This window comes from Cognatishimia sp. F0-27, from assembly GCF_020667845.1.
In the GTDB taxonomy this organism is placed as follows: domain Bacteria; phylum Pseudomonadota; class Alphaproteobacteria; order Rhodobacterales; family Rhodobacteraceae; genus JAFMPQ01.
Genome location: NZ_JAFMPQ010000002.1, coordinates 1 through 23,736, shown reverse-complemented (window position 1 = coordinate 23,736; position 23,736 = coordinate 1). Strand labels below are relative to the sequence as shown.

The window sequence follows — 23,736 nt, the reverse complement described above, 5'->3', positions numbered from 1 at the left end:
ACCGATGACCCACCTTTTCGCGCGCATGGCGGGCTCCGCGCGCCTCTACACCCTGATCGCGCTGGTGCTTCTTGCCTCCGGGTATGGCCGCGACCGTTTCGACGCGTGGATCGACGCCACAACCCTGCCGATCCTCGTGCATGAAACCTCTTCGGAGGTGCGCGACCGCAACGGCATCCTGCTGCGCGCCTACACGGTCGAAAACGGTCTTTGGCGCATGGATGTCTCGCAGGACGCCATAGATCCGCTCTTCTTCGAGATGCTGCTCGCCTATGAGGACAAGCGGTTTCACACCCACGCGGGCGTCGATCCGAGGGCCGCCCTCCGCGCCATGGTTCAGGCGCTGCGCAACGGGCGTGTGATCTCCGGCGCCTCCACCCTCACGATGCAGGTCGCGCGGCTGCTCGAAGACGGCACAACCGGCAAGTGGCAGGGCAAGCTGCGCCAGATGCGTCTCGCCCTCGCCCTCGAACGGCGCATGACCAAGGATGACATCCTCGCGCTCTACCTGCGACTTGCGCCTTATGGCGGCAATGTCGAGGGGTTGCGCGCCGCCGCGCTCACGTGGCTCGGCAAGGAACCCGCGCGCCTCACACCCGCCGAAGCCGCCCTGCTCGTGGCGCTGCCGCAAGCCCCCGAAAGCCGCCGCCCGGATCGCGCGCCCCAGGCCGCTCTCATCGCCCGCAACCGCGTGCTGACCCGGATGGCCGACGCCGGGGTGATCTCGCAGGACGACGCTGTGGCCGGCGCGCGCGATCCCGCACCGGGCCGCCGCTTCGCCATGCCGCAACGCGCCCCGCACCTGTCGGACCGCGCCATCGCCCGCGGTCCGGGCCGCCACGACACCACGCTGGACGCGACGCTGCAGGACCAACTCGAATCCCGCGCCCGCGCCTATATGACAGGCCGCGATCCGCGCCTGTCCGTCGCCATCGTCATCGCCGATCTGGCAAGCGGCGAGATCCGCGCCACCATCGGCGCACAGCGCTACAACGACACGCGCGCGCAGGGCTTTGTCGATATGAGCACGGCGCTGCGCTCCCCCGGCTCGACGCTCAAACCGCTGGTCTACGGTCTGGCCTTCGATCGCGGTCTCGCGCATCCCGAAACCCTGATCCTCGATGCCCCGCTCCAGATCGGCCGCTACGCGCCGCAAAACTTCGACGGGCTGTTTCGCGGCGAGGTCTCGGTGCGCGATGCGCTGCAACGCTCGCTGAACATCCCCGTGATCCGCCTGACCGACGCGCTTGGCCCCGCGCATCTGGCCGCGGCGCTGAAGCGCGCGGGCGTCGAGGCCGTGCTGCCCGGCGGCGCTCCGGGCCTCGCCATGGCGCTCGGCGGGGTCGGCGTCACGCTCGAAGACATGACCGGGCTCTACGCGGCGCTGGCACGTGGCGGCATGGGCCAACCCCTGCGCTGGTCACGATCCGACGCGCCCGCCGCGCAAACCCGTGTGCTCTCGGCGGCCTCCGCATGGCATCTGGGCCATATCCTGTCCCGGATCGCCCCACCTCCGGGCGCGGGAACACCGGGTCAGGTCGCCTACAAGACCGGCACGTCTTACGGCCATCGCGACGCGTGGGCGCTGGGCTGGGACGGGCAGACTGTCGCCGGTGTCTGGATCGGGCGGCCCGACGGCACCGCGGTGCCCGGCGCTTTCGGCGGCGCGCTCGCCGCCCCACTCCTCTTCGAGGCTCTGGGGCTGGCTCGCGACGGCACCGCTCCACTTCCGGCACCACCGCCCGAAACCCTGATGGTGGATCACGCGCGCCTGCCGCTGCCGTTGCAACGCTTCGGCGCACAAGACCAAACACCGGACCTTGCGCTCACCTTCCCGCCCGATGGCGCGCGCCTCTCCGCCACCCAACACGGTATCCCGATCAAACTGCGCGGCGGCACCCCACCTTTCACATTGCTTGGCAACGGCGCGGTGCTGGCCACGGGTCTGCGCGACAGGGCGCTGACCATTCCGCTGACCGACCCCGGTTTCGCAACGCTTTCGGTGATCGACGCGCGCGGCACCGCCAGCCGCGTGCAGATCGAACTGCGCTAGATCCGCACAAACCCCGCCCCCGTTTCTTCTGTCCGGAAATACTCCGGGGAGCGCGAGGGGCAGCGCCCCTCGTCCCGATCAAACCAGCCTGCGCACCGCGCAGACCGCTTGATTACAGCCGCTCGATGGCAATCGCGATGCCCTGCCCGCCGCCGATGCACATGGTGATCAGCGCTTTCGACCCGCCAATCCGCTCCAGCTCGTAAAGCGCCTTCACGGCGATGATCGCACCCGTCGCCCCGACCGGATGACCCAGCGCAATCGCGCCGCCATTCGGATTGACCTTCGCCGGATCAAGCCCCAGCCCCTTGTTCACCGCCAGGGCCTGCGCGGCAAACGCCTCGTTGCTCTCGATCACGTCGAAATCCGCGCCCGTCAGACCCGTCCGCGCCAGCAGCGCTTCCACCGCGGGCACCGGACCGATCCCCATCACCTCCGGGCGCACGCCCGCATGGGCATAGCCAATCACCCGTGCCCTTGGTCTCAGACCGGCCTTCTCCGCCGCCTCCGCCCGCGCCAGCACCAGCGCCGCCGCACCATCGTTGATGCCCGACGCGTTGCCCGCCGTGACGGTGCCGTCCTTCTTGAACACGGTGCGCAACCCGGCCAGTGCCTCAAGACTGGTGGCCTTGGGATGCTCATCCACCTCGAACGGCACCATGTCCCTCTTGCGGCGCACCTCCACCGGCACGATCTGCTCGGCAAAGCGCCCCTCGGCAATCGCCACCGCCGCGCGCTCCTGGCTCTGCATCGCAAAAGCGTCCTGCGCCTCGCGGCTCACATCATGCTCGGCGGCCACGTTCTCCGCCGTGACACCCATATGGCCGGTGCCGAACGGGCAATTGAGCGCGCCCAGCATCATGTCCAGCGTCTTGATATCGCCCATCTTCGCGCCCCAACGCTGATCCGGCACGATAAAGGGCGAGCGGGACATCGCCTCCGCGCCACCCACCAGCGCAAAATCCGCGTCCCCAAGCATCAGCGCCTGCGTGCCCGACACAATCGCCTGTGCGCCCGACCCGCAAAGCCGATTCACGTTCATCGCCGGGGTCGTATCGGGGATACCCGCCTGCATCGCGGCCACACGGCTGAGATACATGTCGCGCGGTTCCGTGTTGATGACATGACCAAAGACCACGTGGCCGATCTGGCCACCCTCGACCCCCGCCCGCTCCAGCGCTGCCTTCGCCGCAACCGCCGCCGTGTCGATGGGCGCGGTCCCTGCAAGGCTGCCCCCAAATGTGCCGATCGCGGTCCGTGCGCCGCCCAGAATAACGATTTCGTTGCTCATGCCAGTGTCCCTTTTCCCTGCGCCACCCCTCTGACGCGCTCCGACTATGCCCGCCCGGCCCCGGCATGTCAGCCCGCTACGCGTCGTCATTTCGCCGCGGCCGGAAATCGGATAGGCTCGCATTCCAAATCCGAAAGGGAGCGCCTCTCATGGCCGTCACATTGCAAGTCCTGTATCCGACAGCAGGCGGAACCAAGTTTGATCACGACTACTACCGCGACACACACATGGCACTTGTCCGCACGCATATGGGCCCGCATATCGAAAGCACGCTGGTGACAAAGGGGCTCGCAGGCGGACCTGATACGCCGCCGGAGTTTCACGCGGTCGCAACCATGGTCTTCGCCGATCAGGCCGCGCTTGGCGCCGCGATGGAGCAAGCCGGTCCGGTGCTGGCCGACATTCCGAAATTCACCGACACGAAACCCCAGATGCTGATCGGCGAGACAATCTGACCGGCATCGCTTGACAGTCCCGCGCAACTTCGGCTGTCTTTTCCGTCATGACGGAAGAGGCCGATGATATCCTGAAACGCCTTCCCGCCCGGCTCCGAGAAGCCCGGCGGGCCCAGGGCCTGTCACTCGAGGCGGTGGCGCGCCTGTCCGGCGTCTCGCGCAGCATGGTCAGCCAGATCGAGCGCGGCGAAAGCTCGCCGACCATTGCGACGCTCTGGAACCTGACCCGCGCCTTGCAGGTCGACTTCGCCGGGCTGCTCGACGTGGCCCCTGCCGGGCCGCAGATCGCCATCATTCGCGCGGGCAGCGCGCCGACCATCGACAATCGCGGACAGCATTGCCGCCTGCGCATTCTGTCTCCGCCCGAGGACGCCGGCCAGCACGAGGTTTATAGCCTCGATTTCGCCCATGGCGGCGCGCTGGTCTCGGATCCGCACCGGCGCGGCGCTCAGGAGCATCTGACGGTGGTCGAGGGGCAGGTATCCATCACATCCGCAGGCCAATCCGAACGGCTCGGGCCGGGAGATACCGCGCGCTATGCCGCTGACGTGCCCCATGCGATCCGGGCCGAAGACGGGCCCGCGCGCGCCTTCCTGATTGTGCGCGACGCCTGAGCGCCGGTCGGACCACATCCAGACGGAATCACTCCCGTGGTCAAGACGCGGTCATTCCCCTTCGGCGCATGGTGCTTGCCGCTACGTAAGCCGCGCGCGCCGCAAACACGGGCCCTCTGTCCCGATCTCTACCGCTATTACAGATTTTTTCCGTCAAACAGGATTTCTATCTTTTCGGATGCACTTCCGTTATGATAGAAAGTGACATCCACAGGGAGTCGCCCGCATGTCTGATACCGCCGCTTATCCGCCCGAGCCCAAAACCAACCGCGCGGTCTCCACGGATGGCCCTGCGCCGACCGGGGCGCGCAGCACCATGATGGCTCTGGCCAAGACCGCACCCCGCGAAGGGTTGTGGCAAATCGAGGCTCCCGTGCCGGATATCGGCCCCGATGACGTCTTGATCCGGGTCACGAAGACCGGCATCTGCGGCACCGATGTGCATATCTGGAACTGGGATGACTGGGCCCGGAAAACCGTGCCCGTGCCGCTCATCACCGGCCACGAATTTGCCGGAGAGATCGTCGAGATCGGGCGCAACGTGACCGACCTCGCATGTGGGCAGCGCTGCTCCGGCGAGGGGCATCTGATCGGCAAGACCTCGCGCCAGTCCCGCGCGGGTCGGTTTCACCTCGACCCCGAAACACGCGGCATCGGCGTGAACCGGCAAGGCGCCTTTGCCGAGTATCTCTGTCTTCCCGCTTTCAACGTTGTGCCCTTGCCCGAGTCGATCTCTGACGACGTGGGCGCCATTCTCGACCCTCTTGGCAACGCGGTGCACACCGCGCTGAGCTTCGATCTGGTCGGGGAGGATGTGCTTGTGACCGGGGCCGGTCCAATCGGCATCATGGCCGCGGCTGTCGCCCGACACGCGGGCGCGCGCCACGTGGTGATCACCGATGTGAACCCGGAGCGCCTTGCGCTGGCCGCGTCGGTCGCCGATGTGGAGCCGGTCGATATCACGCGCGAAACGCTTCCTGACGTGATGGGCCGTCTCGGCCTGCGCCAAGGCTTTGACATCGGGCTCGAAATGTCCGGCAACCAGTCCGCACTCGACCAGATGGCAGAGTCTCTGGTGATGGGTGGACGCATCGCCCTTCTGGGTATCCCACCCGGCAAATCACCGATGGATTGGTCGCGCGTTGTGTTCAAGGCGCTGACCATCAAGGGCGTGTATGGCCGCGAGATCTTCGAGACCTGGTACAAGATGATCGCCATGCTTGAGAACGGGCTCGACGTGTCCGGCGTGATCACGCACCGCTTTGCGGCGCCGGATTTCGCCGCCGGCTTCGAGGCCATGCGCGCGGGTGTGTGCGGCAAGGTTGTCCTCGACTGGACCGGTCTGCGCTGACCGGCTGATCAGCACGGCAATGGCAATCGTCAGCACCGCCACGGTCAGACAGAGGGCAACGATCACAAGCGTTGCCGCCAAACCGAGAAGCGTCATCATCGCCAGATGGAACCGCGCATTGCCAGGCCGCGCGTTACATGCGGCACGCCCGTGCTCGCCCCGGCCTGTGAAACCCGCGCGCGGCGCGACGCGTCGGTCAAATCCGCCCCCGGCACGTCCTGCGTGTCGATCGCCTCGACCAGAGGCGCGCCGCCGGCCCCGATCGGCATGCCGGCCACGACGGCATCATGCCACCGCCCGTCCGGGCCGTATGATCCTTGTCTGATTCCCATGGTCCTTGTCCTGCTGTTGCGTCGGTGAAAACCGTTGCCTGTGCAAAACCATACCGGACTTAAGGTTATTTCCCGGTTAACTCCGCTATCGCGCCGTGCAGGCTCGTAGGGATTAGCCCTTTTCTCGTGCCCCGCCGGCACCGTCAGCAGGGTCGAGATCGAGCCTTGAGCCTTCGAGCATCCGCACCTCGCGTTGCGGGAAGGGGATGGAAATCCCATGCTCCTGAAAGGCATCCCACAACGCGAGGTAGACATTGCCCCGGATGTTCGTAAGCCCTTGTGTCGGATCGCGAATCCAGAACCGGAGCACGTAATCCACAGAGCTGTCGCCAAAGCCCACGATGTGACAGACCGGCGGCTGCGTGGTGAGCACCCGCGTCACACCCTTGGCCGCTTCGATGGCAACGCGGCGCACCACATGCGGATCGTCGCCATAGGCGGTTCCGAAATGGATATCGAGCCGCACGAAATCGTTGGAGTGGGACCAGTTGACCACCTGCCCCGTGATCAGATCCTCGTTCGGAATCAGGAATTCCTTGCCATCGCGGGTGGTGATCGAGACATAGCGCGCGCCCAGCGCGTTGATCCAACCGAAGGTCTCTCCGATGCTGATCACGTCGCCGGGCTTGATGGATTTGTCGAGCAGGATGATCACCCCCGACACCAGGTTCGACACCACCTTCTGAAGCCCGAAACCGAGACCGACGCCAATCGCCCCGGACAGCACCGCAAGCCCGGTGAGATCGACCCCGACAAGCTTCAACCCGATAAAGAAGGCCGCCCCGAACAGCACGACCTGCATCAGCTTGACGGCAAGCACCTGCATCGAGGGGCTGATGTCTTCGTTGCTCCGGATCGACCCCGCCACCGCGCTCGACAGGAATCGCGCCGCCGCCAGAAGCCCGCCGACCATCACCAGCGCCTTGAGGAGCAGCAACACCGAAATCCGCATCTCGCCGATGGAAAAGGCCGCGCTGTCCAGAAGGATCTGGGTTTCGTCCCAAAGCCCGAGGATCGACAAGGTGACCCAGATCCACGCGCCATAGCGCGCCATGCCCCGCAGCAGCGGATTCGCGATCAATCGCGTCGCAAAGGCGATAAAGAGCCACGCGGTTGCGAGATCCGCAAAGATCGCAAGCAGGAAGGAGCGCGACGGCCACGTGATCTCGCGCATGATCAGAACGGTCAGCCAGATCAGCGCCACAAACCAGATCATGCGCATCCTGCGATGCACGATCAGCCCGACCCGCAGCCGCCATTTCGGCCAGCCGTCACGCGAGCGCAAGTAGCCGTCGAGCCGGTTGCGCGACACCCGCGCCATGATCGACGCCACGCCAAGCACCCCGATGGCGATCAGGATCTGGTAGGCCATCCAGGGCCGCAACAGGCTTTCGAGCAGCGCTTGCCCCTGAAGCGCAAGGCTGGACGCCGTCTCGATCAGCGCCTCCTGCGCCTCGCCGACGGCAATCGCCTCGTCATTCGGGCTGTCATCAGGGTCCATGAATGCCTTCGCTTCGGATCTCTGTCCGAGCAGATTGGCACCACGTCCGGGCGGAAACAAGCTTTGCGGGGGGCTGCTCTACCACAGGCCGGACCTGTGCGCGCCGCGTGCCACGAAAGTTCGGCACGGTCTGCCTGCGCGCCAATCGGCACTCAGGGAACAAACACTCCGGTCGTGGCTTCGATGAACTCGCCCGATTGTGCCTGCACGGCGATAGCAGCCACGACGAGCACGCCGATCAGGCTGATGTTCAATATGCTGAGTGAGCTGCGCATGGCCGCCTCTTGATTTCACGAAATTTATAGAAGTTACGTAAGAAAGCGCGTTTCAGATCATTTTCAAGACGACATAATTGCCGCACCCCCGACACGCTGATCCGCCATGGCCGCACGCGGCACACTCTTGCCCAGAAAGGCGCGGCGCTGTATCAGCCATTCATGGTACTTCTGATCGACTTTGCCGACCGTGCACGTCTGCGTGAACGGTTTCACGGCGCAACAAGACAGGGGCTGGCCCGCAACGGCCGTGCCTGACCGGCCGGCATGTGCCCCGCGCATGCCGTTCCAACGACGTTACCCTGCCATTCAGACACAAATCGGAGAGGACCCATGTCCCCGAAAACGCTCTATGACAAGATCTGGGATGCCCATGTCGTGCACGAAGACGACGACGGCACCTGCCTTCTTTATATCGACCGTCACCTCGTGCATGAAGTGACCAGCCCGCAGGCCTTCGAAGGGCTGCGCCTGACCGGGCGCAAGGTCCGCTCGCCCGAGCGCACCATTGCCGTGCCGGATCACAACGTGCCCACCACCGCCGACCGCGTGGACGCCATCGACAACGAACAATCCCGCATTCAGGTCGAAGAACTCGACAAGAACGCGAAGGAATTCGGTCTGGTCAACTACTACGAGATGAACGACGTCCGTCAGGGCATCGTGCATATCGTCGGCCCCGAGCAAGGCTGGACCCTGCCCGGCATGACGGTCGTTTGCGGCGACAGCCATACCGCGACCCATGGCGCTTTTGGCTCGCTCGCCCACGGCATCGGCACCTCCGAAGTGGAACATGTTCTGGCGACGCAAACGCTGATCCAGAAGAAATCCAAGAACATGAAGGTCGAGATCACCGGCCAGCTTCCCGAAGGTGTCACCGCCAAGGACATCACGCTCAGCGTTATCGGCAAGACCGGCACCGCCGGCGGCACCGGCTACGTGATCGAGTATTGCGGCGAAGCGATCCGCTCGCTGAGCATGGAAGGCCGCATGACCGTCTGCAACATGGCCATCGAGGGCGGCGCGCGCGCCGGTCTGATTGCGCCGGACGAGACCACGTTCGAATACGTCAAGGGCCGCCCGCATGCTCCGAAAGGGGCCGCATGGGACGCCGCTCTGGCGTGGTGGAAAACGCTCTATTCCGACGATGACGCGCATTGGGACGAGATCATCACGATCCGCGCCGAAGACATCGTGCCCGTCGTCACATGGGGCACCTCCCCCGAGGACGTGCTGCCGATCACCGGCACCGTGCCTGCGCCCGAGAACTTCCAGGGCGGCAAGATCGCGGCGGCCAAGCGCTCGCTCGACTATATGGGCCTCACCCCCGGCACGCCGCTGGAGGAGATCAAGATCGACGCGGTGTTCATCGGCTCCTGCACCAACGGGCGGATCGAAGACCTGCGCGCCGCAGCCGAGATCCTCAAGGGCCGCAAGATCGCGGACGGGGTGCGCGGCATGGTCGTGCCCGGCTCCGGTCTCGTCCGGCTTCAGGCTGAGGAAGAGGGGCTGGCTGATATCTTCAAGGAAGCCGGTTTCGAATGGCGCCTTGCGGGCTGTTCCATGTGTCTCGGCATGAACCCCGATCAGCTCAAGCCCGGCGAGCGCTGTGCCGCCACGTCGAACCGCAACTTCGAGGGGCGTCAGGGCTACAAGGGCCGCACGCATCTCATGTCGCCCGCGATGGCGGCGGCGGCGGCGATCACCGGTCGGCTGACCGATGTGCGCACGCTCGACAAAGCGCTTGAGCCCGCCTGATCCGTGATGCGTGGCGCGCAACGGGGCATAACGCACGGAACCGGGCCTTGCGCCCGGGACCCGTGGAACCGGACACGCGGTCTTGCACCGTGTGTCCGCTCCGTTGGGGGTGTCGTGCTTGCGGGCCGCATGTCCGCACATGAACGGCGCTCAGCGCTTGCCGAGGCGGTGGTCCCTGCGCACAACGCTGCCGCTCTTGCCGGTCATCGCCGCAAGCGTGGGATGCAGGATCACCGCATCGATCCGCTTGGCCTTGCGTTCGGCGCTTGTGGCCACCGGGCGCCGGGTCGGGCCGTAGGTGAGCGACGCTGTCTTGTCCTCGATCGTGAGGTCGATCCGGCTGATCTTGCGCATCGCGCTGCCATCGGACGCGCTGGCTTCCTGACGCAGCCTGTCGAGTTGCCTGTAGACGCCCGGGACGACGATCGACGTTTCGACAAATTCGTCGCGACCATGTCTGCACAGCGCCGACAGGGTCAGGCCTTCGGGGGCCGTGTCGATGCCCGTCACGGCACAGCTTTGCTGAAAGGTCGAGGGGCCGTTCACGATGACCAGCGTGCCATGCCGGTTCTCGATACCCGGCAGCGCGACGGTGATCGTCTCGGCCAACCCGTCCCGTCCGAGGCAAGTGGCCGCAATCGACGCTCCGCCCGCGTGGATAAAGCGGTAATCGGCGCAGTGGGTCGGCGCGTCTTGTGCCATCGCGGCACTCGCGCCCATGGTCACAGCACCAAGGGTCAGGATGGTTTTCAGGGTCAGGGATTTCATGGCGTTCTCCATCTGGGTTTGGTCGGCCGGTCATTCCGGCTGCCTCCCGGTGATAGAGCGACTGCGCCCGATGATTCTGTGATGCGCTTCACACACCACACATTTCCGTTCCGGACGCCCGCACGGCGCGCCCGGCACGGTGACTCTCTCTGCGGCGCCGGATATGCGGTCCCCGGTTTCCGGCGCCTGTCTCACACCTTCGCGGCTCCCGGCAGCACGCTGCCGGCCCGCAAGGATTCTCTGTTCCCAAAGCGACGATCCGGCACGCGTAAGCCGCTGCATCCCCATGCGCATGGTTTGTGCATGGAATGTGCATAGGTTGTGCATCCCGGATTTTCTGGCTCAGGAGGCCAAAAATGGACAAGTTCGACACCCTCACCGGAATCGCGGCGCCGCTGCCGCTGGTGAATATCGACACCGATATGATCATCCCCAAACAATACCTGAAAACCATCAAGCGGACGGGTCTGGGCGTCTCGCTCTTTGACGAGATGCGCTACGATCAGGACGGCAACGAGAACCCCGATTTCGTTCTGAACAAACCGCAATATCGCGACGCGGAAATCCTTGTGGCCGGCGACAATTTCGGCTGCGGCTCCTCCCGCGAGCACGCGCCGTGGGCGATCAAGGATTTCGGCATCCGCGCGGTGATTGCGCCGTCCTTCGCCGATATTTTCTACAACAACTGCTTCAAGAACGGCATCCTGCCGATCGCTCTGCCGCAGGAAAGCGTGGATGTGCTGACCAAGGACGCCGAGAAAGGCTCCAACGCGCGCATGATCATCGACCTCGAAGCCCAGACCGTGACGTCGTCTGACGGGCAGGTTTTCGAGTTCGAGATCGACTCGTTCAAGAAGCATTGTCTGCTCAACGGTCTCGACGATATCGGCCTCTCGCTCGAAAAGGTCGGCTCCATCGACAGCTACGAGACTCAGATCGCACAGGCGCGTCCCTGGGTCTAAGCCCCTGTCATAAAGACTATAAACGCCCGCCATTCCTCCGGCGGGCGTTTTCGTTTGAGCCATGGGGCGGCTTGGCGCACAAAGCCGCGCACCCGGTTCCGGATTTGCCCTTGGTCGATATCGCGCCCTCGTCTACGCTCCAACGCCAGGCATCCGCGACAGTGAAGGAGCGCGCAATGGACTTCCCGGACTTCATCCAGACCATGCCGGCGCTGGACGTGCCCTTTGACGACACTGTCGTGAAAACCAATGCGATCCGGTCCGATGCCGGGCTGGTGGTTTTCTTCACCTTTTTTCAGGACGTGAGCCTGCCACCCCATGCGCATGGGCCGCAATGGGGCACCGTCGTCGAGGGCGAGATCGCTTTGACCATCGACGGCACGCGCACCGTCTATGGGCCAGGGCAAAGCTATGACATCCCCGGCGGCGTGGAACACGCCGTGGCGGTCAAGGCCGGCACGAAGGCCATCGACGTGTTCGCCGAAGCGGACCGCTACCCCTTGCGGAATTGAGCCGCGCAGGCCCCGCGATGGCCGTCGGGCCCGCACCGCAAGATGCTGTATGCACCCACCTGCCGGATACCAGACACACAACAACATGATGCAAAGAGGCACCAGCTTTGCGCGCTCTGCAACGCGGAGCGGCAGCGGGTTCTTGTGCGATTAAGGCAATCGGGGCAGAACTAAGGCAATAATGAGGCAGTCCGGCCGCCATGGTCGGTATCGGTTGGGAACAAGGGCGCGGCTTCGTATCGCTCCCGTCCGGATCCGAGAGGCAAAAGCGCAGTGTTCAGTCGAATTGTAGCAGCCGCTACAAGGTCTTTGCTCGTGGCATCGCTGATTGCGATGCCGGCGATGCTGATACCGGAAACAAGCCGCGACACGATCCAGATCGTGGGCCTGTTCTGTGTGATCGGCGCGCTGCTGACCTTCTCGGAATATTTCAGCTCCTTTCCCTCGATCATTGAATTCCGCGAGGCCGCGCCCTTCAACCGGGTCCGCTTTGGCGCGCTGTTTTCCATCATCGTTTCCTTGGCATTGGTGCTCCGCGGGCTGGAGACGCCCACCCCGTTGACCGGTGTCTTGATCGAAATCGGCCGGTCCATCGGCACGGCCGCCGATATGCCGTTTTCACCGATCCGGTTGATGGTGCTGGCGGCGCCAGAGACCGTATCAGCGGCGCAAATCGACCTTCTACATATCCTTGCTGGTCTGGCCTTCCTGATCGCCCTTGTCGCGCTGACGGTGTTCATTCTTGTCGTGCGCATCCTGAATTGGCCGATCCGGCGTGGCGCTTTCAACTTCTGGGTCAATCTTCCGCTGTTCGATCCGACCGCCGGTGGTGACATCCTCACCCGGCTGCGGCGGGACGCACATATCAACGTGAGCATCGGGGTCTTGCTGCCGTTCCTGATCCCGGCCATGCTCAAGCTGTTCGGGATGATGGGCACCCCGTTCGATTTCTTTGCCCCGCAAACTCTGATCTGGACGATTGCCGCATGGGCGTTTTTGCCCACAAGCCTGATCATGCGCGGTGTCGCCTTGATGCGCATCGCGGATCTGATCGCTCTGAAACGACGCCGCGCCTATGCCGAGGCCGCGCTTCAGGCTGTGTGACCCGCGCGCGCCCGTCTCTACTCCTGACGGCGCTGGCGCTTTGCTGCGCCATGACCCAGACCGTATCCGCGGAAACGCTCCGCATCGCCACGTGGAATGGCGATTTCAGCCGCAAGGGTCCCGGCTTGCTGCTGCGCGACCTGCTCAGGGATGATCCTGTTCCCGGCATTGCAACGCTGGATGCCGCCCGGGCGGATGTGCTGCTTCTGACGGATGTGGATTATGATGCGGGTCTTGTCGCACTCAAGGCTCTTCAGGCCCGGCTCGCCAATCCGTTTGAGCATCTTTTCGCCCTGCGGCCCAATACGGGCATGCCCACCGGCGTGGATATCGACGGGGACGGCCTGCTTGGCGGTCCACGGGATGCGCAAGGCTATGGCTGGTTTTCCGGTCAGGGCGGCATGGCCATTCTGTCGCGTCACCCGATCACCCTGCGTGCCGACTACGCCGACATGCTCTGGAAGGATTTGCCCGGCACGGCAATCGCCGCAGATGATCCTGCGCATGCCCTGCAACTTCTGTCTCACGGCGCGCATTGGGCGGTCGATATCGCCTGGGGCGACGAGCCCCTGACCTTGCTGACCATGGCGGCGACACCCCCGGTGTTCGACGGTCCCGATGATCGCAACGGACGGCGCAACGCAGATGAGCTGAAGATCTGGCGCTTATGGCGCGATGGCGCCTTTGGCGATGTGCCGCCGCATCCCGTCATCCTGATCGGCAAGCTGAATATCGATCCCGACCCCAGCCGGGGCGAAGGACGGCGCGGAGAGATCACGGCAGTGCTCAATGACGCGCGCCTGCAGGATCCGCTGAGCGGGATTGCCACGGCGGAGTTCGAACGGGCCGGGCCAATGCGCATCAACTACGTGCTTCCCGATGCGCGGTTGCGCGTCACGGCGGCCGGAGTTCTGCCGCCTGAGCCGGGCGCCGGTGTGCATCAGCTGGTCTGGGTCGACCTCGGGCGGCCTTGAACAAGCATTGTAGCGGACGAGAAGAGCCTGTCACACAGGGCCGGGACGGCACGGTTTCTTGACCCCGCGCCAAGGCTTCTTTACCGGAAACGCAACACAGCCCTGAAAGGACAGCCACAATGCCCAACCCTTCGCTTCTCATTCTGCCCGGAGATGGCATCGGACCCGAAGTCATGGCCGAAGTGCGCAAGATCATCGATTGGTATGGCGCCAAGCGGGATCTGGCTTTTGACGTGAGCGAAGATCTCGTGGGCGGCGCCGCCTATGATGCGCATGGCACGCCGTTGCACGACGACACGATGGCCAGGGCGCAAGAGGTTGATGCGGTTCTGCTCGGCGCGGTTGGCGGCCCGAAATACGACGCGCTGGACTTCTCCGTGAAGCCAGAGCGTGGTCTGCTGCGTCTTCGCAAGGAGATGGATCTTTTCGCGAATTTGCGACCGGCGCAGTGCTTTGATGCGCTGGCCGATTTCTCGTCACTCAAGAAGGATGTGGTGGCCGGGCTCGACATCATGATCGTGCGCGAACTCACGTCCGGCATCTATTTCGGCGAGCCGCGGGGCATCATCGAAGAGGGCAACGAGCGTGTGGGCATCAACACCCAGCGCTACACGGAGAGCGAGATCGACCGGGTCGCACGCGCGGCTTTCGAACTCGCCCGCAAGCGCGGCGGGAAACTGTGCTCCATGGAAAAGGCCAATGTGATGGAATCGGGCATCCTCTGGCGCGAGGTCGTGACCGAGGTGGGCAAGGACTATCCCGATGTCGCGCTCAGTCACATGTATGCGGATGCGGGTGCGATGCAGCTCTGCCGCTGGCCCAAGCAGTTTGACGTGATCGTCACCGACAACCTCTTTGGCGATCTGCTTTCCGATGCCGCGGCGATGCTGACCGGTTCGCTCGGGATGCTGCCGTCCGCCTCTCTTGGCGCGCCGATGGAGAATGGCCGCCCGAAAGCGCTCTACGAGCCGGTACACGGCTCTGCGCCGGATATCGCCGGACAGGGAAAGGCAAACCCGATTGCCTGTATCCTCAGCTTTGCAATGGCGCTCCGCTACAGCTTCGACGAAGGCGCGGAAGCCGATCGCCTCGAAGGCGCCGTGGAAACCGTCCTCGCGCAGGGCTTGCGCACCGCCGACTTGCTTGGCGAAGAAGGCGCCGAACCGGTGTCCACCAGCCAGATGGGTGACGCGATCGTGGACGCGCTGAACGCATCGCTCTGAGACAGGTCCTGCGTGCGGCACGTCCGTGTGCTGCGCGAGAAAGCGCCGCGCGTCTGGAAACGCGGCGCCCTATCGGACACAAAGGTATCGCGGCGCTTGCCAGCCGCGATACCTTGCTTTTAGGTATCGCTATCAAAGCGATGTAGGCAAATGCGATGTCCTCCAATATTCAAGGTGCGCTGCTTGCGTTGCTGGCATTCGGCCTTTTTTCCACCCATGATGTGATCGTGAAGACCCTGGGCGGCACCTACAGCCCGTTCCAGATCATCTTCTTCAGCGTTCTGCTCAGCTTTCCTTTGGTCACCCTTATGCTCATCCGGGATCCCCGTCCCGGGCATCTTCGGCCGGTGCATCCTTGGTGGGTGGCGCTGCGTGTTTTTGCAGCGATGGCAACGGGAGTCTCGGCCTTCTATGCCTTCTCGGTGCTGCCCTTGGCGCAGGTCTACGCCATCATTTTTGCCGCACCGCTCCTGATCACGATCCTTGCGATTCCAATATTGGGCGAACGGGTCCGATTGCGGCGCTGGGTGGCCGTGATCGTCGGCCTTGCCGGGGTTCTCGTCGTCCTGCGTCCGGGTGTGACCCAGATGGGTCTTGGCCATGCCGCGGCCCTGGTCGCCGCGTTCGGCGGAGCGCTTGCGTCGATTATTGTTCGCAAGATCGGCAAGGATGAACGCAACGTGGTGCTGCTGCTCTATCCGATGCTGGCGAATTTCCTTGTCATGGGTGCGATCCTCCCGCTCGTCTACAAGCCGATGCCGATGCTGCATCTGGGTGCGCTGGCGCTTATGTCGCTGATGGCGTTCATCGCTTCGACGCTCCTGATCATGGCCTACAAGGCAGGGGAAGCCGTGATTGTTGCGCCAATGCAGTATTCGCAAATCCTTTGGGCTGCGCTGTACGGTGCGCTGTTCTTCGAAGAGTTTCCGGACTTCTGGACCCTCATTGGCGCGGCAATCATCATCGCAAGCGGGATCTACATTGTGGTGCGGGAGGGCGGCAAGCGCGCGTCCGGTACAACGCCGGTTCTGCGGTCGCGATCACGGGTCGAAACTGGGACTGTTCCCCGGATTCGCGATTTCCGCCGGCTGACCGAGGAAGAGGCCCCGGAGGAAGATTGAGCCTTGCCAAACGCCGGTCTCTGGGCTATCCGCCTCGCCACGGTCGGAGTGTAGCTCAGCCTGGTAGAGCACTGTCTTCGGGAGGCAGGGGCCGGAGGTTCGAATCCTCTCACTCCGACCAATATTTCCAAGATCTTTCATCCTATGGCGCCCATCTTTCGGTATGGGTTTCTTCGTCCGCATGGTTTGCAAGACAAGCGGCCTGTCGATTGCTGTGCTTGGGTTCGGTGCTCGTCAGGCGGCGTCTTGCACCACCCAAGAATGAGGCATGGCACAGGTCGTCGAAGTCGTGCGGCCTTGCTCGACATATGATGAACCGGCATCTGCGTTGATATCCACGGAGCGCAGCCGCGCCATGTCCCGCCCGTCCGTCTTGTCCCCCATCGCTTGGCCGCTCATTGGTCTTGGCGGGCGATTTCCGTGATCAGGACGTCGTAAAGATCATTGCCGAGCATCGGCCTGGACGCCATACGTAGATTTTCGCGCAGCAGATCAAGCCGGGTGCCTGCCGTGAACCTACCGTTGAAGCCACCGGCGTTTGCGTGATCGAACATGACCTGCAGAAAAGCATCCCTCAGCCTTGGTTCAAACCGAAATACAGTTTCGCGTGTGCCTTCCCGCACCTCGAGGCTCAGGGACGCTACGACGAGCGAGATGATCTCTTCATTCTCGACCACGGGCACGACGAACTGGTTGTTCAACTTGACGAATTCGGAAGGCTCGTCCGGCAGGCGCAGGGTCGCCGCTGTGTCGGCGACACTGCCATCGACAACGCAATCGGTGCCGGTATGGGCCTGCGCGGTATCTTTTTCGGCTGGCGCCGCGAAGAACACACCTGCTGCAACACCGGCAGCCGTTCCGAAAAGGGCAAGAATGATCGGGATCAGTTTTTTCATGGGATGCCCCTAGAACGGAAGAATGACATCAAGGACTTGCTGCCCCACGCGGGGTTGCTGCATGTCCGTGATCTGGCCTCGCCCGCCATAAGAGATCTTGGCCGAGGCGATCTTGTCATAGGTGATCTCGTTCTGCCGCGAGACGTCTTCCGGCCGAACGTAGCCTGAGACAAACAACTCTCTGAGCTCGAAGTTCACGCGCACCTCCTGAATGCCTTCGATCGCCAGAACACCGTTGGGCAGAACTCCAACCACCGTCGCGGCCACCCGCAGCGTGAGTTCCTCACTCCGGCGGACGCTGCCATCACCGCGAGACTGGCTTGAACTGCCGATCCCGACGGCTTCGTCAAGCGACGCGCCCTCTTCAAGCGTCTGATTGATACGCTGCGGGATCCCGAAAAGGTTGGGAATGGAGAGGTCTTCAGAGCCGGATCGCGAGCGAGCAGTGGAATTGGAGATTGCGGCTTCCTCATCGATTTCGATAACGACTGTCAGGATATCGCCCTGTTTCATGGCACGCCGGTCGCCAAGCAACGATTGCTGCCCGGAAGACCACAGGGATGCCTTTTCCGACGCGCGACCGGGGATATGCTGCTCTGGAACGGCAGTTGCCAACATGGCAACGCGCTCGGGGCTTTTGGTCGGTGGTGTAAAATCGGGTGCCTTGCCAATATGGTCCATGCGACCGCAAGCGGTCATGGACAAAGACGCCGAGAGTATTCCCATCATAGCGAGCAACTTGATCTTCATGGCGTCACATCCACCGTTCCATTCGACACGATTGTTCCGAACAACACGGCCCGGGACGACAAGTTCATCACGCGTATCCTGTCTCCGGTGCCACCGCGCCCCAAGGCCCGGCCCTCCGTGATGATGTGCAGCGGCCCCTTGGCAAAAACCAGCTCGACAAGCTGGTTGCGGTCAACGAGAGCCGGCGCGGTCACGGCATCGCGCATTACCGCGCGTCCTGGGTAGATCGCGACGCGGGCCTCCTTGCCCAGCACACCAATCAAGTCGCTATGCGCGCCCGGCCGTGTGCCGGGCTGAACGCGCACGTCCATGTCCGTGATGACCTGCTGCGGGCGGATGGTCCGCGTCGCAACGACAACGTCTGCGAGGAGTTGGCCCCCCAGACAGGACAGAAAAATCGCTAGGCGCAGCATCAGCGGACCTGGCTCGTGGCGGCAAGCATCTGGTCTGCCGCCGAAATAACCTTGGAATTCAGCTCATAGCCGCGCTGGGCTTCGATCAGGTCCGTGATTTCCTTCACGGCATCCACAGAGCTGTCCTCAAGATAGCCTTGCCGGAGAGTGCCGAGCCCATCCTGACCGGGTGTCGATTGCAGCGCCGGTCCCGATGCTTCCGTTTCGACAAAGATATTGGAACCGATGGCTTCGAGCCCCTTGGCGTTGGAGAAATCCGCCATGGTGAACTGACCGAGGAGCTGTGCTTCCGGAGTCCCCTGAAAATAGGCGTAAACCTCGCCTTCGGCATTGATCGAGATACTCCGGGCATCAGGAGGGATCACGATTTCCGGCGAGACCGAATAGCCATCCGCCGTGACGATCAGACCCTCACCAGTGCGCTTGAGAGCCCCGTCACGCGTATACCCGGCCTGCCCGGACGGCAGTGTAATTTCAAGATACCCGTTTCCTTCGATCGCGACGTCAAGATCGCCACCGGTCGGTGAAAGCGACCCCTGAGAAAGCTGGACCGTCACTGCGGCCGGGCGAACCCCGAGGCCAAGTTGAACACCGGTGGGCAACACCGTGCCGTCAGATGCGTTGACCGTTCCGGGCCGGGCGAGCTGCTGGTAGTGCATGTCTGAAAACTCTGCCCGACGCGCATTGTATCCGGTGGTGGACATATTCGCGAGGTTGTTGGAGATCACTTCAACACGCATCTGTTGAGCGCTCATCCCGGTCGCTGCGATATTTAGAGCACGCATGGCAGCTCTCCTTTATTTTACAAATGACTTGATGGCGTTGCGAATGCGTTCGTCTTCTCGTTCGAGAAAGCTCTGCCCCAGCTCGTAGGCGCGCTGGACCTCGATCATTCGGGAAACCTGTCCAATCGCATTGACGTTGGAGCCCTCGACAAATCCTTGAAGCACGCGCGGGTCGGCAGCAGGTTCAAACCCCTCGTCGGCGCGGAAGAGAAGGTTGCCTTCACGCATCATGCCCCCGAGATTGAAAGGCTGCATGATACCGAGCTGTCCGATCGCGCGGCCCGCACTGGAAATCGTGCCGTCCGGCGCAACCGCGAGATCCGCCGATTCCGGGGGAATGAAGATTGGACCACCCCCGGTATCGAGGACGGCATGACCATCAAGCGTCACCAGCGTCCCGTCCGGCGCCGAGGAGAAGGCCCCGGATCGTGTCAGACGCTGGCCGTCGGGCGTTTCCACGAGGAAAAACCCGTCGCCCTCGATGGCAAAATCAAACTTGTTTCCTGTTTGTTCCAGTTCGCCTTGTGCGAAGGACGTATCGCGCACCCGTGCTGCAGCCATGGATACAGATTGACCGGTATCCGCAGAGCGGACGAATTCAGAGAAGACGACGCCCTCCTGCCGGAAACCCGTGGTGTTGGCGTTTGCGATATTGTTCGCGATAACCTGCATCTCGCGCATGAGGCCCGTTTGCCGAGCCAGCGTCGCATATCCTGCAGTCTCCATTTCAACCCCCTATGATGATCGGGATGAGGTGATTTTGAAAGAAATCCACGAGCGTTTCCGTCATGAAACTCATGGACATCCAGAAGACCGCGACGATCGCCAGCAACTTGGGAACGAATGTCAGCGTCATCTCCTGGATCGAGGTGAGGGCCTGAAAAAGACCGATCGTCACACCCGCCAGCAACGCCGCAGTCAGGATGGGAACCGAAATTATCGTTGCCACCCATAGGCCCTGCTTGAGCGTGTCAAAGAAGATTGCCTCGTTCAGCATGTCCTAAACGGGCATCCGCAGGATTTCCTGATAGGCTTCGACGACCTTGTTGCGGACGGCGACAACCGCTTCCACAGCAAGTTCCGATTGCGCTAGAGCTTCGACAAGCGCGTGAGGGTCGGCCTGCTCGGTCATGGCAACCATAGCCTCTTGCTCGCCCTCGTTGATCGGTCGGGTAATTTCCTTCGCAGCCTTGGCGAAATCCTCCTCCACGCGAGGTTTGGCTTCCGGAGCGGGTGCAACGGCGGGACGTTGCGCGGCATACGTTTGAGCCGCAAAAAGCGATCGGACGTCCATTCTGGTCTCCTATGTCGCGGTTGGGGTTGGTTACTTGCGCAGAAGGTCCATCAGTCCAGAGGACATCTGCCGCGTCTGTTCGAACATTTTCAGGTTCGCCTCATAGCTGCGCTGCGCTTCGCGCGCGTCAGCGATTTCAATGATCAATTGCACATTGCTGCCTTCATAAAAGCCTTCCTCGTTGGCCATCGGGTGGGACGGGTCATGGATCCTCTCCAGCTCCGATTGGTCGAGCCGGACGCGGCCCGGCTGGACGCCAACAACGCCCTGATCCACACGCTGCAGTTCGAACGGCATGGTCTTGCGGCGATAACCGGGCGTGTCGGCGTTCGCGATATTCTCGGACAGGACCCGCAACCGCGTGGCCTGGGCGCGGAGGCCGGTGGTCGTAACGGAAAGGGCATCGGAAAAGGCACTCATTCTGGGTTCCTCAATTTCGGCTCAAACTGGTACGAAGGATCGACAGCGATGACTTGTAGATCGCAAGCGCGCGGTTGTGCTGGCGACTGGCCGCAACGGAGTTGAGCATTTCTGTTTCGAGGGAAACGGTGTTGCCGTTCGGATCCGCAGCAATGCGCCGCTCCACCGGATCGATGGTCTGGCCGACGCTGCCATGCATGTGGCCCGCACGCGTCGCCCTTTGCGCCATCAACTCGCCTTGCACCGCGTCGGCAAAGTTCGGCAGATCCTTCGCCCGGTAACCCGGTGTATCAGCATTTGCCATGTTTTGCGCAGACAGGGCCTGTGCGGTTCCGGCATGCCGGGCCATTGCCATGGCGGTCTTGAAAACGTCCAGATTCTGGAACATCGGGGCTTCTCCCTCGATTGCTTCAATCAAGGCTTAACCCTGATTCCTTTAAAAACGGTTTTCAGATCATGAAGGGATCGAACGATGACCGAGGAACCGGCAACAGCCTTACGAAACCGTCTGGCCAACCTGCAGCCTGTGCGCGCGGTGGGTCGTGTGCAGAGCATTGACCAAGGAACGATCTGGGTGCGATGCTTGGCAGACCAGGCCTGTATCGGCGATCGGCTGCGGCTGTTTTCTCCGGATATCGTCCTTGAAGGTGAGGTCCTGAGAATTCGCGAAAATCTCGTTGCGATGCTGCCGGATGAACCGCCCGACGGGGTTGCGCGGGGAGATCGCGTCGCGCTCGTTGGCCCGCCCACACTTGCCCCTTGCGACAGCTGGATCGGCCGTATCGTTGACCCCTACGGCAAACCGCTCGACGGCCTGCCTTTGTCACCAGGGGCAAAAGCGCGGCCCTTCCGGGCCAGCCCGCCGCCCGCCGCCGCGCGTCGGGGTCTCGGGGCGCGATTGGCGACCGGACTGGCGGTATTTGACACGATCCTGCCAATCGTGCGCGGGCAGCGCATGGGCATATTCGCCGGGTCAGGCGTTGGCAAATCCCGTTTGCTCGCACAACTGATCCAGAGCATGGAAGCCGATATTGTCGTTCTGGCACTTGTTGGTGAACGTGGCCGGGAAGTCCGGGATTTTGTGCATAATGTGCTCGGCGAAGCCGGTATGCGGCGCTCGATCGTTGTGGCCGCCACCTCGGACAGATCTCCGATGGAACGGCGGCGCTGTCCACTTGCCGCCATGACCATTGCCGAACACTTTCGCGATCAGGGCAAACATGTGCTCTATATCGCCGATTCGATCACCCGGTTTGCTGAAGCCCACAGAGAGGTCGCCGTGGCAGCAGGCGAACTGCCAGCAGTGCGGGGACATCCTCCCTCGGTTGCAAACCAGATTATGCGACTGTGTGAGCGGGCCGGTCCGGGTCTCCCGGATCAGGGGGATATCACGGCCTTGTTCAGCGTACTCGTCGCGGGGTCCGATATGGAGGAACCCATCGCGGATATTCTTCGCGGGGTGCTTGACGGGCATGTCGTGATGGACCGCGCAATTGCGGAGCGCGGCCGCTATCCGGCAATCGACGTGCTGCGTTCGGTATCGCGCAGCCTTCCCGAGGCGGCAGACGACCTGCAAAATGACCTGATTGCGCAGGTGCGCCAACTGCTTGGAGCCTATGCGCGTTCCGAAACCATGATCCGAGCCGGGCTCTATCGAAACGGCGAGGATCCTGTGCTCGATCAAGCCGTGGCTGCGTGGCCCGAACTGGACAGCTTCATTGCCGAGCCCTCACCGGCGGGTCCGGAGGCGTCCTTCAGCCGTCTCCACGTCATGCTCAGGCGCAGCCAGTCGCGGCGCCCAAAACAAAACGGCGCATCACCCGCGCTCGCCGCCAAGCGCGGTTAACGCGCGGCAGGCCCGAGCCATGGCGGGAACAGCGCGGTTGGGGTCAGGGTTCGGCGGACAAAACGAGGTCAGCTATGCTGCGATTGTTCAGAAGGAGATCGACATTGGGCATGTCGTTCCCATCCACCTTTTCGCGTGCGACCTCTTCGGTGAGCCCTTCGTCGCGCCACCGCTGCATGAGGCGGTGCCTCAGTTGATCGCGTGGCGCATCGATCCAGATGGCGTAGTCCCACAGACTTGCCAGAGCCTGCCAGGGCCCGCGGTTCAGCAGGAGGTAATTCCCCTCCACCAGCACGAATTCCGCATCGCCGGTGACTTCTCCGGCGCCGGCGATTGCGAGATCACGAGAGCGGTCAAATACCGGATAGACAGCGCTCTCTCCGGCGCGGATCCGGTTGATCAAATGTCCGAAGCCAGCAGCATCAAATGTCTCTGGAGCACCCTTGCGATGTAGCAACCCTCGCGATTCCAGAAGCCGATTATCGAGATGGAAACCGTCCATCGGCACAAGAACAGCGGATCGCCCTGTATCCAGAAGCCGCCGCAGCAACAATTCCGATACGGTCGACTTCCCTGCGGCAGGCGGCCCAGCAAGAGCAATCAATCGCCGGCCGTCACCCAAGGACGAAACGGCGGTGAAAGCTTGGTCGGCCATCTGGTCGGGGTGCAATGGCATCGGCAACACGGCTCCAGTTTACGAGACAGCAATCGCGGGACCGGATACATCATTGAGCCCAGCCACGGTCAACCTAATTCAGCGCCGCTGCTCGAAAACTTCTGTGCACATGGAAAGACCTGACCGGAACGAGGCGCAATCAAGCTGAACCCCACGGTCCCAACGCCCCTGCCACCATAAGGAGTCAGTCTTTACGACGCGGTTTCCTGCGAAACGCTATCCACAACGGCTGAAATGGAATTCAAAGGATGCGGTGCCACAAACCTCGCGCAATCAAACAAAGCGTTGGTGTTTTGAGTTTCAGTCATCTGCGGAGAGGTCGAATGTTTCGTTTGGGAAGTATTTTCGCAGTCGGATATCTG

At 62.8% G+C, this 23,736-nt stretch carries 27 protein-coding genes and 1 tRNA gene; 13 read left to right on the top strand and 15 right to left on the bottom strand.

Going from position 1 to position 23,736, the window contains the following annotated elements; genetic code table 11:
* Positions 1–4: 4 nt before the first annotated feature.
* Positions 5–2,053, top strand: coding sequence for a penicillin-binding protein 1C (gene pbpC, locus J1C49_RS01335; protein WP_227443979.1), 2,049 nt, complete (start codon positions 5–7; stop codon positions 2,051–2,053).
* A gap of 112 nt (positions 2,054–2,165) precedes the next feature.
* On the opposite strand, the gene J1C49_RS01330 is transcribed toward pbpC, so the two are convergent.
* Positions 2,166–3,344 carry an acetyl-CoA C-acyltransferase family protein gene (locus J1C49_RS01330; RefSeq protein WP_227443978.1) on the bottom strand — a complete coding sequence of 393 codons (1,179 nt, stop codon included), beginning with the start codon at positions 3,342–3,344 and terminating at the stop codon, positions 2,166–2,168.
* Positions 3,345–3,493: 149 nt separating this feature from the next.
* On the opposite strand from J1C49_RS01330, the gene J1C49_RS01325 reads away from it, so the two are divergent.
* From J1C49_RS01325 to tdh, 3 genes are all read left to right on the top strand, one after another.
* Positions 3,494–3,799, top strand: coding sequence for an EthD family reductase (locus J1C49_RS01325; RefSeq protein WP_227443977.1), 306 nt, complete (start codon positions 3,494–3,496; stop codon positions 3,797–3,799).
* A gap of 47 nt (positions 3,800–3,846) precedes the next feature.
* Entirely contained in the window at positions 3,847–4,413 is a 567-nt protein-coding gene (locus J1C49_RS01320) for a helix-turn-helix domain-containing protein (RefSeq protein WP_227443976.1), read from the top strand.
* 316 nt (positions 4,414–4,729) lie between these two features.
* Positions 4,730–5,764, top strand: coding sequence for an L-threonine 3-dehydrogenase (gene tdh / locus J1C49_RS01315; protein WP_227444188.1), 1,035 nt, complete (start codon positions 4,730–4,732; stop codon positions 5,762–5,764).
* A gap of 95 nt (positions 5,765–5,859) precedes the next feature.
* Here the strand turns inward: tdh and J1C49_RS01310 are convergent, their stop codons facing one another.
* The 3 genes from J1C49_RS01310 to J1C49_RS21650 form a co-directional block, all read right to left on the bottom strand.
* Positions 5,860–6,096, bottom strand: a complete 237-nt coding sequence (locus tag J1C49_RS01310) for a hypothetical protein (protein WP_227443974.1) — start codon at positions 6,094–6,096, stop codon at positions 5,860–5,862.
* Between the two features lie 112 nt (positions 6,097–6,208).
* A complete protein-coding gene (locus tag J1C49_RS01305) occupies positions 6,209–7,597 on the bottom strand; it encodes a mechanosensitive ion channel family protein (RefSeq protein ID WP_227443973.1) in 1,389 nt (462 codons plus the stop codon).
* 152 nt (positions 7,598–7,749) lie between these two features.
* Positions 7,750–7,872 carry a hypothetical protein gene (locus J1C49_RS21650; protein WP_255670556.1) on the bottom strand — a complete coding sequence of 41 codons (123 nt, stop codon included), beginning with the start codon at positions 7,870–7,872 and terminating at the stop codon, positions 7,750–7,752.
* 333 nt (positions 7,873–8,205) lie between these two features.
* Here J1C49_RS21650 and leuC point away from each other — a divergent pair, with 333 nt between their 5' ends.
* A complete protein-coding gene (leuC, locus tag J1C49_RS01300) occupies positions 8,206–9,630 on the top strand; it encodes a 3-isopropylmalate dehydratase large subunit (protein WP_227443972.1) in 1,425 nt (474 codons plus the stop codon).
* Positions 9,631–9,780: 150 nt separating this feature from the next.
* On the opposite strand, the gene J1C49_RS01295 is transcribed toward leuC, so the two are convergent.
* A complete protein-coding gene (locus tag J1C49_RS01295) occupies positions 9,781–10,398 on the bottom strand; it encodes a hypothetical protein (RefSeq protein WP_227443971.1) in 618 nt (205 codons plus the stop codon).
* Positions 10,399–10,754: 356 nt separating this feature from the next.
* Between J1C49_RS01295 and leuD the strand changes: the two genes are divergently transcribed.
* The 7 genes from leuD to J1C49_RS01260 all read left to right on the top strand — a co-directional run bounded on the left by leuD (position 10,755) and on the right by J1C49_RS01260 (position 16,415).
* Positions 10,755–11,360: a 3-isopropylmalate dehydratase small subunit gene (leuD, locus tag J1C49_RS01290; protein ID WP_227443969.1), complete on the top strand. Its 606-nt coding sequence runs from the start codon at positions 10,755–10,757 to the stop codon at positions 11,358–11,360.
* Positions 11,361–11,536: 176 nt separating this feature from the next.
* The gene (locus J1C49_RS01285; protein WP_227443968.1) at positions 11,537–11,872 is read left to right on the top strand and encodes a cupin domain-containing protein; all 336 of its coding nucleotides are present in this window, start codon (positions 11,537–11,539) and stop codon (positions 11,870–11,872) included.
* Positions 11,873–12,187: 315 nt separating this feature from the next.
* Positions 12,188–12,976 (top strand): hypothetical protein, encoded by a 789-nt coding sequence (locus tag J1C49_RS01280; RefSeq protein WP_227443966.1) that lies wholly within the window; start codon positions 12,188–12,190, stop codon positions 12,974–12,976.
* 50 nt (positions 12,977–13,026) lie between these two features.
* Entirely contained in the window at positions 13,027–13,950 is a 924-nt protein-coding gene (locus tag J1C49_RS01275) for an endonuclease/exonuclease/phosphatase family protein (RefSeq protein ID WP_227443965.1), read from the top strand.
* Between the two features lie 119 nt (positions 13,951–14,069).
* A complete protein-coding gene (gene leuB / locus J1C49_RS01270) occupies positions 14,070–15,173 on the top strand; it encodes a 3-isopropylmalate dehydrogenase (RefSeq protein WP_227443964.1) in 1,104 nt (367 codons plus the stop codon).
* A 155-nt stretch (positions 15,174–15,328) separates the two neighbouring features.
* Positions 15,329–16,294 carry a DMT family transporter gene (locus J1C49_RS01265; RefSeq protein ID WP_227443963.1) on the top strand — a complete coding sequence of 322 codons (966 nt, stop codon included), beginning with the start codon at positions 15,329–15,331 and terminating at the stop codon, positions 16,292–16,294.
* A 44-nt stretch (positions 16,295–16,338) separates the two neighbouring features.
* Positions 16,339–16,415: transfer RNA gene (locus J1C49_RS01260), tRNA-Pro, on the top strand.
* A 274-nt stretch (positions 16,416–16,689) separates the two neighbouring features.
* Here J1C49_RS01260 and J1C49_RS01255 read toward each other — a convergent pair.
* Genes J1C49_RS01255 through J1C49_RS01215 form a run of 9 tightly spaced genes read right to left on the bottom strand, consistent with a single transcriptional unit; the run spans position 16,690 to position 21,240 of the window.
* Positions 16,690–17,190, bottom strand: a complete 501-nt coding sequence (locus J1C49_RS01255; protein ID WP_227443962.1) for a flagellar basal body-associated protein FliL — start codon at positions 17,188–17,190, stop codon at positions 16,690–16,692.
* 9 nt (positions 17,191–17,199) lie between these two features.
* The gene (gene flgH, locus J1C49_RS01250) at positions 17,200–17,940 is read right to left on the bottom strand and encodes a flagellar basal body L-ring protein FlgH (RefSeq protein ID WP_227443961.1); all 741 of its coding nucleotides are present in this window, start codon (positions 17,938–17,940) and stop codon (positions 17,200–17,202) included.
* On the bottom strand, positions 17,937–18,353 hold the full coding sequence (gene flgA / locus J1C49_RS01245; protein ID WP_227443960.1) for a flagellar basal body P-ring formation chaperone FlgA: 417 nt from the start codon (positions 18,351–18,353) through the stop codon (positions 17,937–17,939). Before flgA ends, flgH begins: the two co-directional genes overlap by 4 nt.
* Positions 18,353–19,138: a flagellar basal-body rod protein FlgG gene (gene flgG, locus J1C49_RS01240; RefSeq protein ID WP_227443959.1), complete on the bottom strand. Its 786-nt coding sequence runs from the start codon at positions 19,136–19,138 to the stop codon at positions 18,353–18,355. Before flgG ends, flgA begins: the two co-directional genes overlap by 1 nt.
* Positions 19,139–19,150: 12 nt before the next feature.
* Positions 19,151–19,864, bottom strand: coding sequence for a flagellar hook-basal body complex protein (locus J1C49_RS01235; RefSeq protein WP_227443958.1), 714 nt, complete (start codon positions 19,862–19,864; stop codon positions 19,151–19,153).
* Between the two features lies 1 nt (position 19,865).
* A complete protein-coding gene (locus tag J1C49_RS01230; protein ID WP_227443957.1) occupies positions 19,866–20,135 on the bottom strand; it encodes a flagellar biosynthetic protein FliQ in 270 nt (89 codons plus the stop codon).
* 3 nt (positions 20,136–20,138) lie between these two features.
* Positions 20,139–20,432: a flagellar hook-basal body complex protein FliE gene (gene fliE / locus J1C49_RS01225; protein WP_227443956.1), complete on the bottom strand. Its 294-nt coding sequence runs from the start codon at positions 20,430–20,432 to the stop codon at positions 20,139–20,141.
* 30 nt (positions 20,433–20,462) lie between these two features.
* Positions 20,463–20,852, bottom strand: a complete 390-nt coding sequence (flgC, locus tag J1C49_RS01220) for a flagellar basal body rod protein FlgC (protein ID WP_227443955.1) — start codon at positions 20,850–20,852, stop codon at positions 20,463–20,465.
* Positions 20,853–20,862: 10 nt separating this feature from the next.
* Complete coding sequence (locus tag J1C49_RS01215) at positions 20,863–21,240, bottom strand: FlgB family protein (protein WP_227443954.1); 378 nt, start codon at positions 21,238–21,240, stop codon at positions 20,863–20,865.
* Positions 21,241–21,324: 84 nt separating this feature from the next.
* Between J1C49_RS01215 and J1C49_RS01210 the strand changes: the two genes are divergently transcribed.
* Positions 21,325–22,698, top strand: coding sequence for a FliI/YscN family ATPase (locus J1C49_RS01210; RefSeq protein ID WP_227443953.1), 1,374 nt, complete (start codon positions 21,325–21,327; stop codon positions 22,696–22,698).
* Between the two features lie 43 nt (positions 22,699–22,741).
* Here the strand turns inward: J1C49_RS01210 and J1C49_RS01205 are convergent, their stop codons facing one another.
* Positions 22,742–23,374 carry a nucleoside/nucleotide kinase family protein gene (locus J1C49_RS01205; protein WP_227444187.1) on the bottom strand — a complete coding sequence of 211 codons (633 nt, stop codon included), beginning with the start codon at positions 23,372–23,374 and terminating at the stop codon, positions 22,742–22,744.
* Positions 23,375–23,736: the final 362 nt, after the last annotated feature.

Bases quoted from the DNA above. Each gene is read 5' to 3' on its own strand.
- J1C49_RS01255 (WP_227443962.1), bottom strand. From the start codon at position 17,190: ATGAAAAAACTGATCCCGATCATTCTTGCCCTTTTCGGAACGGCTGCC.
- J1C49_RS01330 (WP_227443978.1), bottom strand. From the start codon at position 3,344: ATGAGCAACGAAATCGTTATTCTGGGCGGCGCACGGACCGCGATCGGC.
- J1C49_RS01205 (WP_227444187.1), bottom strand. From the start codon at position 23,374: ATGCCATTGCACCCCGACCAGATGGCCGACCAAGCTTTCACCGCCGTT.
- J1C49_RS01215 (WP_227443954.1), bottom strand. From the start codon at position 21,240: ATGTTCCAGAATCTGGACGTTTTCAAGACCGCCATGGCAATGGCCCGG.
- fliE (WP_227443956.1), bottom strand. From the start codon at position 20,432: ATGGACGTCCGATCGCTTTTTGCGGCTCAAACGTATGCCGCGCAACGT.
- J1C49_RS01210 (WP_227443953.1), top strand. From the start codon at position 21,325: ATGACCGAGGAACCGGCAACAGCCTTACGAAACCGTCTGGCCAACCTG.
- J1C49_RS01230 (WP_227443957.1), bottom strand. From the start codon at position 20,135: ATGCTGAACGAGGCAATCTTCTTTGACACGCTCAAGCAGGGCCTATGG.
- J1C49_RS01285 (WP_227443968.1), top strand. From the start codon at position 11,537: ATGGACTTCCCGGACTTCATCCAGACCATGCCGGCGCTGGACGTGCCC.
- J1C49_RS01235 (WP_227443958.1), bottom strand. From the start codon at position 19,864: ATGGAGACTGCAGGATATGCGACGCTGGCTCGGCAAACGGGCCTCATG.
- J1C49_RS01320 (WP_227443976.1), top strand. From the start codon at position 3,847: ATGACGGAAGAGGCCGATGATATCCTGAAACGCCTTCCCGCCCGGCTC.
- J1C49_RS01325 (WP_227443977.1), top strand. From the start codon at position 3,494: ATGGCCGTCACATTGCAAGTCCTGTATCCGACAGCAGGCGGAACCAAG.
- leuC (WP_227443972.1), top strand. From the start codon at position 8,206: ATGTCCCCGAAAACGCTCTATGACAAGATCTGGGATGCCCATGTCGTG.
- J1C49_RS21650 (WP_255670556.1), bottom strand. From the start codon at position 7,872: ATGCGCAGCTCACTCAGCATATTGAACATCAGCCTGATCGGCGTGCTC.
- J1C49_RS01275 (WP_227443965.1), top strand. From the start codon at position 13,027: ATGACCCAGACCGTATCCGCGGAAACGCTCCGCATCGCCACGTGGAAT.
- flgH (WP_227443961.1), bottom strand. From the start codon at position 17,940: ATGAAGATCAAGTTGCTCGCTATGATGGGAATACTCTCGGCGTCTTTG.
- J1C49_RS01265 (WP_227443963.1), top strand. From the start codon at position 15,329: ATGTCCTCCAATATTCAAGGTGCGCTGCTTGCGTTGCTGGCATTCGGC.
- leuB (WP_227443964.1), top strand. From the start codon at position 14,070: ATGCCCAACCCTTCGCTTCTCATTCTGCCCGGAGATGGCATCGGACCC.
- flgC (WP_227443955.1), bottom strand. From the start codon at position 20,852: ATGAGTGCCTTTTCCGATGCCCTTTCCGTTACGACCACCGGCCTCCGC.
- leuD (WP_227443969.1), top strand. From the start codon at position 10,755: ATGGACAAGTTCGACACCCTCACCGGAATCGCGGCGCCGCTGCCGCTG.
- J1C49_RS01305 (WP_227443973.1), bottom strand. From the start codon at position 7,597: ATGGACCCTGATGACAGCCCGAATGACGAGGCGATTGCCGTCGGCGAG.
- flgG (WP_227443959.1), bottom strand. From the start codon at position 19,138: ATGCGTGCTCTAAATATCGCAGCGACCGGGATGAGCGCTCAACAGATG.
- J1C49_RS01310 (WP_227443974.1), bottom strand. From the start codon at position 6,096: ATGGGAATCAGACAAGGATCATACGGCCCGGACGGGCGGTGGCATGAT.
- tdh (WP_227444188.1), top strand. From the start codon at position 4,730: ATGATGGCTCTGGCCAAGACCGCACCCCGCGAAGGGTTGTGGCAAATC.
- pbpC (WP_227443979.1), top strand. From the start codon at position 5: ATGACCCACCTTTTCGCGCGCATGGCGGGCTCCGCGCGCCTCTACACC.
- J1C49_RS01295 (WP_227443971.1), bottom strand. From the start codon at position 10,398: ATGAAATCCCTGACCCTGAAAACCATCCTGACCCTTGGTGCTGTGACC.
- flgA (WP_227443960.1), bottom strand. From the start codon at position 18,353: ATGCTGCGCCTAGCGATTTTTCTGTCCTGTCTGGGGGGCCAACTCCTC.